Source organism: Streptomyces sp. HUAS TT7, from assembly GCF_051550175.1.
Taxonomy (GTDB): domain Bacteria; phylum Actinomycetota; class Actinomycetes; order Streptomycetales; family Streptomycetaceae; genus Streptomyces.
Genome location: NZ_CP196175.1, coordinates 4,796,448 through 4,810,095 on the forward strand (window position 1 = coordinate 4,796,448; position 13,648 = coordinate 4,810,095).

13 protein-coding genes are annotated in these 13,648 nt (G+C 72.7%); 2 read left to right on the forward strand and 11 right to left on the reverse strand.

Annotated features, from left to right (window positions below):
- Window positions 1–28: 28 nt before the first annotated feature.
- Window positions 29–1,747, reverse strand: a complete 1,719-nt coding sequence (locus ACSHXC_RS21670; RefSeq protein WP_438293174.1) for a bifunctional 3'-5' exonuclease/DNA polymerase — start codon at window positions 1,745–1,747, stop codon at window positions 29–31.
- A gap of 69 nt (window positions 1,748–1,816) precedes the next feature.
- Window positions 1,817–3,130, reverse strand: a complete 1,314-nt coding sequence (locus ACSHXC_RS21675; RefSeq protein WP_438293175.1) for a LuxR C-terminal-related transcriptional regulator — start codon at window positions 3,128–3,130, stop codon at window positions 1,817–1,819.
- Between the two features lie 196 nt (window positions 3,131–3,326).
- On the opposite strand from ACSHXC_RS21675, the gene ACSHXC_RS21680 reads away from it, so the two are divergent.
- On the forward strand, window positions 3,327–4,235 hold the full coding sequence (locus ACSHXC_RS21680) for an NADP-dependent oxidoreductase (protein ID WP_438293176.1): 909 nt from the start codon (window positions 3,327–3,329) through the stop codon (window positions 4,233–4,235).
- Window positions 4,236–4,367: 132 nt separating this feature from the next.
- On the opposite strand, the gene ACSHXC_RS21685 is transcribed toward ACSHXC_RS21680, so the two are convergent.
- Window positions 4,368–5,048 (reverse strand): GDSL-type esterase/lipase family protein, encoded by a 681-nt coding sequence (locus ACSHXC_RS21685; RefSeq protein WP_438293177.1) that lies wholly within the window; start codon window positions 5,046–5,048, stop codon window positions 4,368–4,370.
- Between the two features lie 86 nt (window positions 5,049–5,134).
- Here ACSHXC_RS21685 and ACSHXC_RS21690 point away from each other — a divergent pair, with 86 nt between their 5' ends.
- A complete protein-coding gene (locus ACSHXC_RS21690) occupies window positions 5,135–5,488 on the forward strand; it encodes a hypothetical protein (RefSeq protein WP_438297111.1) in 354 nt (117 codons plus the stop codon).
- A 38-nt stretch (window positions 5,489–5,526) separates the two neighbouring features.
- Here the strand turns inward: ACSHXC_RS21690 and ACSHXC_RS21695 are convergent, their stop codons facing one another.
- From ACSHXC_RS21695 to ACSHXC_RS21730, 8 genes are all read right to left on the reverse strand, one after another.
- A complete protein-coding gene (locus ACSHXC_RS21695) occupies window positions 5,527–6,189 on the reverse strand; it encodes a DUF4360 domain-containing protein (RefSeq protein WP_438293178.1) in 663 nt (220 codons plus the stop codon).
- Window positions 6,190–6,501: 312 nt separating this feature from the next.
- A complete protein-coding gene (gene serC / locus ACSHXC_RS21700) occupies window positions 6,502–7,620 on the reverse strand; it encodes a phosphoserine transaminase (RefSeq protein WP_438293179.1) in 1,119 nt (372 codons plus the stop codon).
- A 619-nt stretch (window positions 7,621–8,239) separates the two neighbouring features.
- Window positions 8,240–9,487, reverse strand: a complete 1,248-nt coding sequence (locus ACSHXC_RS21705) for a cytochrome P450 family protein (RefSeq protein WP_438293180.1) — start codon at window positions 9,485–9,487, stop codon at window positions 8,240–8,242.
- Window positions 9,484–10,713 carry a cytochrome P450 gene (locus tag ACSHXC_RS21710; RefSeq protein WP_438293181.1) on the reverse strand — a complete coding sequence of 410 codons (1,230 nt, stop codon included), beginning with the start codon at window positions 10,711–10,713 and terminating at the stop codon, window positions 9,484–9,486. Before ACSHXC_RS21710 ends, ACSHXC_RS21705 begins: the two co-directional genes overlap by 4 nt.
- On the reverse strand, window positions 10,710–11,327 hold the full coding sequence (locus tag ACSHXC_RS21715; protein WP_438293182.1) for a GTP-binding protein: 618 nt from the start codon (window positions 11,325–11,327) through the stop codon (window positions 10,710–10,712). Before ACSHXC_RS21715 ends, ACSHXC_RS21710 begins: the two co-directional genes overlap by 4 nt.
- Window positions 11,308–11,655, reverse strand: coding sequence for a DUF742 domain-containing protein (locus tag ACSHXC_RS21720; RefSeq protein WP_053730805.1), 348 nt, complete (start codon window positions 11,653–11,655; stop codon window positions 11,308–11,310). The genes ACSHXC_RS21715 and ACSHXC_RS21720 overlap by 20 nt, the downstream gene beginning before the upstream one ends.
- Window positions 11,652–12,053 (reverse strand): roadblock/LC7 domain-containing protein, encoded by a 402-nt coding sequence (locus ACSHXC_RS21725; protein ID WP_438293183.1) that lies wholly within the window; start codon window positions 12,051–12,053, stop codon window positions 11,652–11,654. The genes ACSHXC_RS21720 and ACSHXC_RS21725 overlap by 4 nt, the downstream gene beginning before the upstream one ends.
- The gene (locus tag ACSHXC_RS21730; RefSeq protein WP_438293184.1) at window positions 12,050–13,468 is read right to left on the reverse strand and encodes an ATP-binding protein; all 1,419 of its coding nucleotides are present in this window, start codon (window positions 13,466–13,468) and stop codon (window positions 12,050–12,052) included. Before ACSHXC_RS21730 ends, ACSHXC_RS21725 begins: the two co-directional genes overlap by 4 nt.
- Window positions 13,469–13,648: the final 180 nt, after the last annotated feature.

Here is a 13,648-nt window from a genome sequence, read left to right on the forward strand (position 1 = left end):
GGCTGCCTCAAGTCCCGGGCAGGCAGGTCTACTTCGCGTCCGAGTAGCGCTCCACCACCGCCGTCGTGAACGGGAACCGCACCGGGGTGTCCCCGAAGGTGATCCGCCCGGCCAGTTCGCCGGCCTCGCGGATCGCCTTCGCCACGGTGTCGGCCTCCTCGGCGGGGCAGTGCACGATCACCTCGTCGTGCTGGAAGAAGACCAGCTCGGCCCGGAGCCCGGCCGTGAAGATCGCCTGGCGCAGCGCGGCGAGCAGCAGCAGTGCCCAGTCGGCGGCGCTGCCCTGCACCACGAAGTTCCGGGTGAACCTGCCGCGCGCCCGGGCGTCGCTGGAGGCGTACCCAGGGGTGAACTCCCCACCAGGACCGCCCAGTTGACCGCCCTCGTCCTGCGGGATGCCCGCCTCGTCGGCCTCGCCCGCACCGGCGGCAGGCGGGCTGGTCCTGCCCAGCCAGGTGCGGACGAGCCGGCCCTCCTCACCCGCCTTCGCCGCGTCGTCGACGTACGCCACCGCGAGCGGGAAGCGTCTTCGCAGCGCGGCCAGGTTCTTCAGGCCGTCGCCCGAGGTCTGGCCGTAGATGGCGCCGAGCAGCGCGAGCTTGGCGTGTTCGCGGTCGCCGGAGAACGCCCGGTCGGACAGCGAGGTGTACAGGTCGCCGTCGTGGCCCGCGACCTCCATCAGGCCGGGGTCGCGGGAGATCGCGGCGAGCACCCGGGGTTCCATCTGGTCGGCGTCGGCGACCACCAGGCGCCAGCCCTCGTCGGCGACGACCGCCTGCCGTATCACCTTGGGGATCTGCAGGGCGCCGCCGCCGTTGGTCGTCCAGCGCCCGCTGGCCGCGCCGCCCGGGGTGTACTCGGGCCGGAAGCGGCCGTCGCGCACCCAGTCCTGCAGCCAGCTCCAGCCGTGCGCGGTCCAGATCCGGTACAGCTTCTTGTACTCGATCAGCGGCTCCACCGCCGGGTGGTCGAGCTCGGCCAGCTCCCACCGCCGGGTCGACTTGATGCGGATGCCGGCCTCGCCGAACGCCTTCACCACATCGGCGGGCAGGTCCGGTCTGACCCGCCGCCCGAACGCCGCCGACACCTGGTCCGCCAGTTCCGCCAGGCGGCGCGGCTCGCCCCCTCCCCCGGTGCGGGGCGAGCCGCTGGCGTACCGCTCGCCGAGCAGGCCGTGCAGCACCTCGCGGTGCACGTCGGCCCGCCACGGCAGGCCCGCCCGGTTCATCTCGGCGGCGACCAGCATCCCCGCCGACTCGGACGCGGTGAGCAGCCGCATCCGCCCCGGGTGCTCGGTGCGGTCGTGCCGGCGCTGCTGGTCCGCGTACACCTCAAGGAGCGCCTCGAAGGGCAGCCCCGAGGTGCTCCGGGGCTCGAAGAGGGAGGACTGCGAGCCCGGTTCGGCAGCCCTGGGCGGCGGGTCGGCCGGTACGGGTCCGTTGTGGAGGCGGGCCCAGGCGGCCGCCGCCGAGCGGGGCTCGCCGAGCCGGCCCTCGTGGCCGAGCAGCAGCAGCTCGGCGTCCTCGATGTCGTAACACCGCTCGACCCTGACCCCGGCCGTGAGCAGCCGGGGGTAGATCTCGGCGGTGGACCGCCACACCCAGCGGCCGACCTCGGGGCGCGCGCGGACGGCCGCGACCAGGTCCGCCTCCTCGCGCACCTCGCCCGCGGGCAGCCCGTCGTCCCCGAGGGGCGCGAGCCGTGCCCCGCCGCCCTCGGTCGCCTCGACGGCCCACCGTTCGTTCACGCGATCGAGTCTGGCACCCGCCACTGACAACGGCCCGCAGCCGCGACCCGGCATGCCAAAAGGGAGCGGCTACGCCACCGCGTGCAGCATCGCCGCCGCCTCCCCGCGCGAGCTCACCCCCAGCTTGGCCAGGATGTTCGCGACGTGGAACTTCACCGTCGACTCGCTGATGTGCAGCTCCTCGGCGATCGTCCGGTTGCGGTGGCCCCGGGCGAGATGGCCGAGGACCTCCGCCTCGCGCGGGTGCAGCCCGTCCAGCGGGTCGACGCGCGGGCTCGGGGCCGTACCCAGCGGCAGGGTCGCGGTGACCGTGGTGCCCCAGCCGGGCAGCGCGTCCACGGCGAGGGTGCCGCCGAGCGCGGCCAGGCGCTGGGCCACCCGATGGGTGTCGAACGCGGCACGCGACAGCTCGCCGGGCCCGTCGTCCCGTACGGACGCGATCAGTTGGCAGTCGACGATCCGCCAGCGGACGTGGATGCGGCGCACCCCCTGCTGCCCGGCCATGGCGAGCACCAGGGCGCGTACGGCGGCGCGCGAGAGGTGGGCGATCTCGGATGCGACCGACATCTCGGCGGTCTCCGCCTCCGGCGGCGCGCATTCCAGCCGCACCTCGCTGTGGCGGAGCAGCGGCTTCAGGGAGTCGGCGAGCCGGGCGAAGGCCTCGGCGGCCGGCTCCTCCGTGAGCTCCTGGTTCCGGTCGGCCTCGGCGCGCAGCGCGACCAGGGCGGACACCGCGAGGTCGACGGCGCGCGAGCGGGCGGCGCGGTCCTCCAGGCCCTTGCTGCGCAGCACGCCGAGCAGGGCGGTGAGCGCGGCCTCGTGGGCCTCGCCCAGCTCGGCGATCACGCGGGCCCGCTCGGCTGCCGTGGACCGCGACTGGACGAGCGTGCCCGGCACCGCCTCGATCGCGAGCCGGGCCCGATGGCCGGTCACCAGGTCCCACAGATGCTGGACGATCTCGCCGTCCGCCTCCGTCAACAGGGCTCCCGGCGACTTGCGTACGAGAACGAGCAGCGGCGGCCGCACGGCCATGGGCGCGGCCTCGCTCGCGACCGCCACCACGGCCTGTTCCACCCCGCCGACCACGGCCGTGCCCTGCCAGGGGAGACCCGGCGTGACGAGCGGGCCGAGCTCCTGGAGGTCGGTGACGGTGACCCGGGCGGCCCCCGCGTCGCCGTGCACCTTGAACGGCGAGTGGGCGCAGTGCCCCGACAGTTCGGCGGCGACCGTGTGCGGGACCAGCGGGGCGACGGCCTCGGAGAGGGTCGGCAGGATCTGGTCCATCGGCCCGCGCACCAGCTCGGCGGCGCGCGCGAGCGCGAAGGCGGCGGGCGTCGTACCGGTACCGGCGCGGGGTGTACTGCGGCTCGTGCGGGGCTCCATCGCCCCAGCGTACGGTCGGCGCGGCCGTCCGCGCCCAGCCTTGTGGCCAGGTCGAACCGGCCGTAAGGCGGGCCGGGTTGGGCCGGGTGACGACGGAGGCTGGACCCACGACGTGGTGAACCACCACACGGTGGGCCATTGCATGGTGATCCACCACATCGTGGACGACGTAGTGAGCGATACGAGGAGTGCTGTGATGGAAGCGATCGTGTACGAGCGGTTCGGCGGCCCCGAGGTACTGGCCCTGGGCGAGGCCGAGAAGCCTTCGCCGGGCGCCGGCCAGGTGCGGGTGAAGGTGGTCGCGGCGGGCGTCAACCCGGTCGACTACCGGATCCGCAACGGCTGGATGCAGGACAAGTTCCCGGTGACCTTCCCGGCCGTTCCGGGCCTGGAACTGGCGGGCATCGTCGACGAACTGGGCGAGGGCGTCACGCAGTTCGCCGTCGGCGACGAGGTGTTCGGGCACTCCGACACCGGCGCGTACGCCGAATACGCTCTGGCCACCCACGTCGTGCGCAAGCCGGCCGAGCTGACCTGGGAGCAGGCCGTCGCCCTCCCGGTGGCGGGCGAGACCTCCGAGCGGGTCCTGCGCCTGCTCGAACTGGCCGAGGGCGAGACCCTGTTGATCCACGGAGCGGCGGGCGTGACCGGCTCGGTCGGCGTGCAGCTCGCCGTGGCCCGGGGCGCCAAGGTCATCGGCACCGCGTCCCCGGGCAACCACGCCTTCCTGCGCGAGCTGGGCGCGATACCGCTGGCGTACGGGCCGGGCCTGGTCGAGCGGGTGCGCGAGCTCGCCCCGCAGGGCATCGACGCGGTGTACGACGCGGCCGGCAAGGGCGCGCTGCCCGACTCGATCGAGCTGCGCGGCGGCACCACCTCCCGCATCGTCACCATCGCCGACACCGGCGCCGCCGGCCACGGCGTCCCCTTCAGCGGCGTGGCCACACCGGACCCCGAACCGATCTACGAGGCCCACGCCCGCCTGGTCGCCGAAGGCCGGCTGCGCATCCGCCACGCCGAGACCTTCCCGCTCGCCGACGCGGTCAAGGCCCTGGAGCTGAGCGAGGGCGGCCACACCAAGGGCAAGCTCGTCGTCACGCCGTGACGCCGGCCCGGTAGCGCCCCGGCGCCGTGCCGCCGACGAGCGCGAACGCGTCGTCCCGGCCCACTTCGGCGGTCCCGGAGCCTTCGAAGTGCGGCGCGAGGCAAGCCGGTTCGCGGTCCGGAAGTGGGCGTCCTACAGCGCGTAGCGGGCGCCCAGCTCCCAGGCGCCGTGCAGCGCGTCCGCGAAGGCCGCCGCCAGCTTGTGCTCGCCGCTCGGGCCCGGATGCGTGCCGTCGTAGGTGTCCTTGTGGATGTCGTACGAGTCCGGGACGGTGGCGAGCAGCAGCGGTGAGGCGGCCGTGTCGAGGTCGGCGACCGCCTTGGCGAGCAGCTCGTTGAAGCGGGCCACCTCGGCCGCGAAGGGGGCGTCCTCCTCGGCCCGTACGTTCGGGATGACGGGCAGCAGGGCGATGCGGACCTGCGGGTTGGCCTCGCGGGCGCCCTCGACGAAGCCGCGCACATTGGCGGCGGTCTGGCCGGCGTCCGTATAGAAGCCGAGGTCTATCAGGCCGAGCGAGACGAGCAGCACGTCGGCCCGGCTCTCCGCGACCGCCGGGCCGATCACCGGGGCCATGTGCAGCCAGCCCTCGCCCCAGCCCGCGAGATGGCGGCGGGCGGCGGCCGGGAAGGCGGGGTCGGCGTACTCGTGCGAGACGGGCGCCCCGGCCGCCGGGTCGTACAGCGCGGTGCGCGGGCCGACGATCTCGTACGGGCCGTCGAAGGTCGCTTCGAGGTGGCGCCACATGCGGTGGCGCCAGGTGAAGTCGCCGGGGCATCCGATGGTCATGGAGTCGCCGACGAAGAGAAAACGCATGGGGGTCATCATTACCGATCGGTACGCGGTGCTGCGACGTGACGGTGGACACCCCGGGTACCGGACGCGGCCGTGGACACCGGGGGATGCGTTCGCTTCTGAGGGTGTGCGGGGTGGCCGGGCTCGTCCTGGTGTGTGCGGCGGGGCCGGCGGTGGCCGACGACGGCGGGTTCACCATCAAGGACCCCCGCATCAAGGAGTCCAGCGGTCTCGCCGCGAGCCGCGCCCACCCCGGCATCTACTCGGAGGGGGCGGACAGCGACGTGGTGCGCGTCCCTCTGAAGGAGGGTGGCGCCAAGTCGCCTTCGGTGGGCGGCAGTTCCACCGATTCGGGTGACGGTGTGGGCAACGGGAACCATCTGCTCGGCGCGATGGTTCTGGCGGGCGCCACCGTGCTCGGCCTGGGAGCCAAGCGCGTACTGAGGCGCCGCGGCGGCTGAGGGGCCCGCGCCTCGCGGTGCGGGCCCCGTGGCGCGGCTCAGCGCCGCTGGTCCGGGCACTCCTTCCAGGCCAGGTGGTAGATGGTCTGGATGTTGCCGTCGGTGGAGTCCATGGCGATGAAGCTGTTGGTCTTCGGGTCCGAGGTGCCGGCGTTCGCGCGCAGCTCGGTGTTGATGTTGAAGTTGCGCTGCACACCGCAGGGGGCCCAGACCAGCTGGCCCCAGTCGGTGGAGTCGGTGGCCTGCCAGTCGTTGTCGTACGGGCCGTTGAACGGGTGCGTTCTGCTCGCAGTGTCGGGCGAGCCCTGGAAGTAGTACGAGGCCTTCTGGGTGGCGCTCGCGCCGTTCTCCAGGTGCGCGAAGCCCCGGTAGTCGGCGCTCGCGATGGCGTAGGTGAAGCCCTGGGGGACGTGCACGATCAGGTTGAGCTGGCAGTTCTTGCGGAAGTCGGTGGGCTTGGAACCGGCGCCCACCTGTGCCAGGTACTGGCTGTAGGTGACCGTGAAGGCGGTGTTGTCCGGGGCGACGGCGACCGCGGCGGTGCCGATCGGGCAGCCGGAGCCGTTGACGGTCGCGACCTCGATCACGATCTTGTCGGGCGGCGCGATGATGCTCGACGGCGCCACGGGGGCCGCCTGGGTGAAGAGCGAGGACGCGAGGAACGCTGCGGTCGCGCCGCCTGCGAGAAGTGCACCGGGCATGGTGAAGCTCCGATCGGTTGGTCGGTGGCCTTGCGTGGATGTGGGGAGTCCAGCCGAGCGTTCATGTCTCCGGTACGACATGGTTGAGACATGAACATGTCAAACCTTCGGACCGATCCGGCCATGGTGCGGTGCGCGCCGGATCGCTTTGGATGGTAGGGACCAAGTCCCTTGGGGAATAGGGCGGTTATCGGCCGTGAAGCGCCGCCGAGGGCGGGAATTCATCCACGGGCCGGTGGGGGCGCCCGGGCGTGCGCGAGGGCCCGGCACCATGACGGTGCCGGGCCCTCGTTCGCCGAACTGGCGGGATGCTCAGAGCTGCTCGATGACGTAGTCGATGCAGGCCGTCAGGGCCTCGACGTCCGCCGGGTCGATCGCCGGGAACATGGCGATGCGCAGCTGATTGCGGCCGAGCTTGCGGTACGGCTCGGTGTCGACGATGCCGTTGGCGCGCAGCACCTTGGCGATCGCGGCGGCGTCGATGTCGTCCGCGAAGTCGATCGTGCCGATGACCTGCGAGCGCTTGGCCGGGTCGGTGACGAACGGGGCCGCGTGCTTGGAGTCCTCGGCCCAGCCGTACAGGGTGCCCGAGGACGCGGCCGTACGGGCCGTCGACCAGGCGAGGCCACCCTGGCCGTTGATCCACTTCAGCTGCTCGTTGAGCAGGAACAGGGTGGAAAGGGCGGGGGTGTTGTACGTCTGGTTCTTCAGCGAGTTGTCGATCGCGGTCGGCAGCGAGAAGAACTCCGGCACGTGGCGGCCGCCGGCGTGGATGCGCTGGGCGCGCTCCAGGGCGGCGGGCGAGAACGCCGCGAGCCACAGGCCGCCGTCCGAGGCGAACGACTTCTGCGGGGCGAAGTAGTAGACGTCCGTCTCGGTGATGTCGACGGGCAGGCCACCGGCGCCGGAGGTCGCGTCAACCAGGACGAGGGAGCCCTCGTCGGCGCCCGCCACGCGCTTGATCGGGGCGGCGACACCGGTCGAGGTCTCGTTGTGCGTGAACGCGTACACGTCCACGCCCGCCTCGGCCTGCGGGTCCGGGTGCGTGCCGGGGTCGGAGGAGATCACGGTCGGCTCGGCCAGCCACGGCGCCAGCTTGGCGGCCTTGGCGAACTTGGACGAGAACTCGCCGAAGTTCAGGTGCTGGGACTTGTTCTCGATCAGGCCGTGCGTCGCGACGTCCCAGAACGCGGTGGAGCCGCCGTTGCCCAGGATCACCTCGTAGCCCTCGGGGAGGGAGAAGAGGTCGCGGATGCCCTGGCGCACCTCGCCGACCAGGTTCTTGACCGGGGCCTGGCGGTGGGAGGTGCCGAGGAGGGAGGTGCCGGTGGCGGCCAGGGCGTCCAGCGCCTCCGTACGCACCTTGGAGGGGCCCGCGCCGAAACGGCCGTCGGCGGGCTTCATGTCAGCGGGAATCTGGATCTCAGCCACGTGCGCGAGCGTATCCGGTTCTGGGCCACCCGGTCCGCCGGGTCCGCCCGATGAGACGGGCTCCACAACGCGGGCCGGGGCTGCCTGGGGCTCCGCCCCGGACCCCGGGGGGTTTGCCCGCCCTCCCGCCCGTGACGGGGGTTGGATGGTTCGGCTTCTGGGGGCTGCGCCCCCAGACCCCTTGCGGGGGCTCTGCCCCCTGCGCCCCCGGGGAGTTTGCCCACCCGCCCGCCCGTGACGGGGGTGGAGAGGTTGAGCCCTGGGGCTGCGCCCCAGACCCCCTGCGGGGACTTCGTCCCCTGCACCCCTTTTCGGGGCTCCGCCCCGGACCCCGTTCGCGCCTGAAGGGCGCTCGTCCTCAATCGCCGGACGGGCTGGGTATGCCTGCACGGGCGGCACGCAAGAGGCCGAACGGGCTGAAGATGCTCGGCCCTGCCAGGACCAACCCTGCTAGGGGCGCGGGGAACTGCGCGACCAGCTACCCATGGTCCGCAGCCGAAAGCGAGGTGAGGGGCGCGGGGAACTGCGCGACCAGCCCCCACCGGCCCGCAGGCGCAATCCAGCCCCTCCGGCGTTTGAGGAGCGGGGGTCGGTCTGGGGGGCGGAGCCCCCAGGGCGCCTAGGACAGCCGCACCGGGAGGTCGAACAGGTCGTTCTGGGTCACTATCGGCTTGTTGCGGAGCTCGGCTCGCGGGACCGCCAGGGTCAACCCGGGAAAGCGGGCGTACAGGGCCGGGAGGGCCACGCTCGCCTCCAGGCGGGACAGGGCCGCGCCCGGGCAGACGTGCGGGCCGTGGCCGAAGGAGATGTGGCGCGCCGGAGCCGGGGTGCGGGTCACGTCGAAGTCCCCCGCGGTCGGCCCGTGCCGGCCCTCGTCGCGGCCTATCGCTCCGAAGGAGACGATCAGCGCCTCCCCCGCCGGGAGGACACGCTCACCCACCACCACATCCTCCGTCGCGAAGCGGAACAGCACGTGCGAGGTCGGCGTCGACCAGCGCAACGTCTCCTCGATCACGTTCTCCCACGGCACCACCCCGTCAAGCACCAGCTTGCGCTGCGAGGGATGCGTCTCCAGGGCCACCACCGCGTTCACGATGAGGCTGATCGTGGTCTCGTGCCCCGCCGCCACCATCAGCTGCAGCGTGTTGGTGATCTCCTCCGTACTGAGGTGGTCGCCGTCCTGAGAGGCGGCCAGCAGCGCGGTGGTCAGGTCGTCGCCCGGAGCGCGCCGCTTGGACTCGACGGTTCGGCCGAACAGTTCGCCCAGGTCGGCCATCATCCCCGGCACCTCCTCAGGAGGCGTCTGCGTGGAGAAGAACTTCTCGAAGAGGGCCTTCATACGCGGGTGGTCGGCCGCGTCCACGCCCATCAGTTCGCTGATCACGTTCATCGGCAGGGGGTAGGCGAACTCCGCCTTCAGGTCCACCACTTCACCGGCCTCAAGCGCCGCGAGCCGGTCGAGCATCGACGACGTCAGCGCCTCGATGCCCGCCCGCAGCCGCTCCACCCGGCGCACGGTCAGCGCCTGCGCGACCAGGGTGCGAAGGCGCCGGTGCTCGTCGCCGTCCACCGTCAGCATCGAGCGGCCCGGGTTGGCGAGCCCGATCAGCGGCCAGTCCGGCGGGATCTCGCCGCGCTGCCAGGCGCCCCACACGTCGATGTCCTTGACCAGACGCGGGTCGGTCAGGAGCCGGCGGGCCTCCGCGTGGTGCGTCACCGCGTAGCAGGCCACACCGCCGGGCAGCACGACCCGTACCAGCGGACCGGCCGCGCGCAGCGCCGCGCTCTCCGCGTCGAGGTCGCCGACGAACGGGTCCAGGGTGATCGCACCGCCGTGGTCCACGGGGCACTTCGTCGGGCTGCTCATCGGGCTGCTCCAAGGGCGGGAGTGGGAGTGAACGTCACGGGAAGCTCGGTCAGACCCCGCAGCCACGGAGACGGGCGGCGGGTCAACTGCCCGGCGGGCGCGGCGAGATCGACGTCCGGCAGCCGGTCGAGCAGCACCTCGATCCCGGTGCGCGCGATGACCTCGGCCACCTCCTGCGCGGGGAACGGGCAGCGGTGCTCGCCGTGCCCGAACGAGAAGAACGCGCTGTTGCCGCCGGTCAGCGCGCCCGCGTCGGTGCGTACCTGAGGGTCGCCGTTGGCCGCGGCCAGGCCGAGCAGCAGCAGGTCACCGGCCCGGACGTGCTGCCCGCCGAGATGGGTGTCGCGGGCGGCCCAGCGGCCCGCCACGTTCTGGGTGGGAGTGTCCTCCCAGAGCACCTCGTTCATGGCCTCGCCGACGCTGTGCCGGCCGCCCGCGAGCGAGGCCGCGAACCGGTCGTCGGTGAGCATCAGGCGCAGCGAATTGCCGATCCAGTCGGCGGTGGGCTGGTGGCCGGCGGCCATCATCACCATCAGGTCCTGGCCGACCTCCTCGACGGAGAAGCCGTACGGGTTGGCGAGCATCCGGGACGCCACGTCCTCGCCGGGCTCGACCTGCTTGGCGGTGAGCAGCGCAAACATCGACTCGGCGAGGTGGCGCTGGCCCTCAAGCGCGCCCTCCCGGCCGTTGATCATGTCGTTCATCGCCGTGACCAGGCCCGGGCCCTGCTCGTCGGCGAACCCGTAGAGCCGGGCCAGGACGCGTACCGGCAGGAGCATCGCGTACTGGCCGACGATGTCGCAGCTGCCCGCGCCGCACAGCGCGTCGATGAGCTCGTCCGCGAACCGCTCGGCGTGGCTGCGCAGTTCGAAGGGGTCGACGGCCTCCAGGGCGCCCGAGACCATCTCGGCCCGCTCGCGGTGGCGCTCGCCGACGGTGTAGAGGATCGACGGCTGCTTGCGGCCGATCATGGGAAGCAGCGGCCAGTCGGCGGGGATGCGGTCCCACTGGCTCCACAGGTCGGAGTCGCGCGAGAACAGCACCGGGTCGCTGGTGACCTGGTGCAGCTCGCGATAGCCGAGCACCAGCCAGGCCGGCACGTCGCCGTCCAGGACGACCGGCGCCACCGCGCCGTGGTCGCGCCGCAGGTCGCGGTACAGCTCGTTCGGCTCGGTCTGGAACCGGGGGCCGCTCAGCGGGACGGGGGCGGGGTTCTGGGGCGTCACGGTAGGAGCTCCGGTGCCTTCTGCAGGCGTGCGAGATGTTCTACGAGGGTGATCAGGACGGTCTTGCCGGACTCGCGGGAGCGGGCGTCGCAGCGGATCAGCGGCACCTCGGGCGGCAGGTCGAGGGCCTCGCGGACCTGGGCCTCGGTGTGCGGCGGCCCGCCGAAGTCGTTGCACGCCACGACGAACGGCGTGCCGTGGTGCTCCAGGCGGTCGATGGCGTACCAGGAGTCGGCGAGACGGCGGGTGTCGACGAGGACGACCGCGCCGAGCGTGCCCGCGAACAGCCGGTCCCACAGGAACCAGAACCGCTCCTGGCCGGGCGCGCCGAACAGGTACAGGACGTTGTGCGCGTCCAGGGTGATGCGGCCGAAGTCGAAGGCGACGGTCGTGGCCGTCTTCGTACGCACCCCGTCGAGGTCGTCCACGGCCTCGCCCGCCTTGGTCATGGTCTCCTCGGTGTTCAGCGGACGTATCTCGCTGACCGAGCGCACCATGGTCGTCTTTCCGACGCCGAAACCACCGACGACGACGATTTTCAGGCCGTTGTCCGCGGTCCCCGCGAGGGCGGGCCGTTCGGAGCGTGCGGGCCGTTCAGAGATTTCGGAGGCCAACGAGCACCTGCTCCAGGATGTCGGGGTCGGGAAGGCGGTGGGCCGAGCGCGGGTGGCGGGCGCTGATGCGGCCCGTGTCGTGCAGATCGGCGAGCAGGATGCGCACCACCGTGACGGGCAGGCCGAGCTCGGCCGCGATCTCCACGACCGCCGTCGGGAAGCGGCACATCCGCAGGATCGCCACGTGCTCGGACTGCATGCCGGGCACCGGGTCGGACTCGGTGACCACCAGCGTGACCAGGTCGAATGCGTCCGAACCGGAGCGGCTGCGGCCGCCGGTGAGGGTGTAGAGCCGGTCCGGCGAGTCGTCCCGGCCCGGCCTGCTCATGCCCGCGGCTCGGCGCTGAGGTGTTCGCCGAGCTGCTCCACCAGCTCGGACATGTTGTGGCCGACGAGACCCGCGTCCGCGTCCTCGGCGGCGACCACCGCGAGGTGCGCGCCCTCGCCGGCCTCGACGATGAAGAGGATCCCGCCGTAGAACTCGGCCATCGCGGAGCGCACCCCGCCGCTGCCGTCGCCGAACTCCATCGACGCCCCGTGCGACAGGCTCTGGATGCCCGCGGCGATCGCGGCCAGCTGGTCGGCCTGGTCGACGGAGAGCTCCGGCGTACGGCACAGCTTGAGGCCGTCGCGGGACAGGACGAGGGCGTGCCGGGCGCCTGGCGTGCGCTCAAGCAGGTTCTCCAGGAGCCAGTTGAGCTTCTCGTCGGTGGTGGTGCCGGTCATTCGGTGTTGCCTTCCGGGGTGGGGGAGTTCGCGCGTACGGCCTGGCGGAAGCTGCTGAAGCGGGCGGCCGCGTCCGATGCGGCGGTCGAGGCGCGGGCGGGGGCCGCCGGGGCGTCGGGGCCTTCGGGGTGCGCCGCGGCGAGCGCCCGCCCGCGCTTGCGCCTGGGCAGCCCGCTCTCGCCGAACTGCGGGAATTCGCCGCTGGTTTCGGCGCTCGGGTCACCAGCGGCAGCGGTCGTGACGCCGGTTCCGGTGGCGGGCTCGGCGGCCGGCTCGTGGGTGGCCTCCGGCTCGGTGTCCGCCTCCCGCGCCTTCTGCGCCTTGGGTTCCTGCGCCTTCGGCTCCTGCGGTACGCCGGTGGCGGGCGCGGCCGGGGCCGGAGTGACGTGGGTGATCAGCTCGTGCGGGAGCAGCATCAGCGCGCCGGTGCCGCCGCGCGCGGAGGGCCGGAACGACACCGTGAGGCCGTGCTTGCGGGCGAGGCGGCCGACGACCGCGAGGCCGAGCCGGGTGCCCGAGAGCCCGGCCAGGTCCAACGACCGGCCGGAAACGGCCTGTTCGGCCCGGCGCAACTGCACCTCGCTCATGACCAGACCGCTGTCCTCGACCGTGATGATCACCCCGGCCGGCACTTCCTCCACGTACACATGGACCTCGGCGGTCGGCGGCGAGAAGTTGGCCGCGTTGTCGAGGAGTTCGGCAAGCGCGTGCATGACGCCCTCGGCCGCGTGCCCGGCGACGGCCGCGTCACTCGTGGAGTGCAGACGAACACGCTGGTAGCCGCCGATGCGGCCCATCGCGCCGCGCAGGATGGACTCCATGACGATGGGCCTGGCCCAGCGGCGGCCCGAACGCGCCCCGGTCAGTACGGCGATGGAGTCCGCGAGGCGGCCCGCCTGCGCGGTGCGGTGGTCGAGGTGGAGGAGGTCGCCGAGCACGTCCTCGTCGGCGTGCCGGTGCTCCATGTCGCGCAGGTCGGCGAGCATGCCGGTGGCCAGTGCCTGCATGCGGCCGGCCGCGTTGGCGGTGGCGGCGAGGGCTGCGGCCCGCGCGGACTCGGCGCGGCGAAGCTCGGCGGTGTGGGCGGCTATCAGGGCCTTGCGCTCGGCGGCCTGGGCGGCGTCGAGGCGTACCGCGTCGGCGCTGCGCCGGGCGGCGTTGGCCTCCTGGGCGCTGATCTGGCCGTTCAGCGCGGAGAGCCGCGAACGCAGCACACGGTTGCGCAGCACGCTGTGCGTCATGGCGTACGCACCGGCGCTGAGCAGGGCCGCCGCGGCGCCGAGGCTCCAGCCGACGACGGCACGGGTGCCGGGCGTGGCCGTGACCACCGCCACCGTGCAGAACGCGCCGGTGACCACCGCGGTGATCAGCAGGGCCAGCGCGGAGGGGCGGGTGAGGGAGGGCGACGCCGTCATCGATCAATGCCTTACAGCGCTTATGGCGGGCGAGGGGCGAGCGGGGGTGGAGGCTGGTGCGGAAGGAGGTGTTCCTGTTCCTCGGGGAACGAGGGGCAACTATAGGAGAGTTGGTGATCGAATTGGATAGTTCTTGGTGAAGATTCCCGCTCGGCAAGGTCGTTGACCGGCCACATTCGG